1 protein-coding gene is annotated in these 284 nt (G+C 45.1%); it reads right to left on the reverse strand.

Going from position 1 to position 284, the window contains the following annotated elements:
* Nucleotides 1–284: GTP-binding protein (locus tag A3735_RS11205; protein ID WP_197485865.1), on the reverse strand; the 284-nt coding region annotated here is incomplete at both ends.

The following is a 284-nucleotide window of genomic DNA, read 5'->3' on the forward strand; positions in this document are numbered from 1 at the left end:
CCATGGGCGGTCAAAATAACTGTCTAGACGCTTACCCACAGCCTGCAATACTTGTCTCATTGGCTTACCTGGCAAAGCTGCAAAACCTTTTACTCTGAAGATATTGAAGTCACTAACAACGTTTTGTATCGCTGCTTGAATTTTATCGCTATCGACTTCACCGATCTGAATCACAAACGAATCGAAATGGTCATGTGCATGCTCGTGATGTTCGCCGTGCGCATGGTGATGATCATGGTGATTATGTATTTGCTCGATACGCTCTTCAGCCGCAGCATCAATGC

This window comes from Oleiphilus sp. HI0061 (assembly GCF_001635675.1).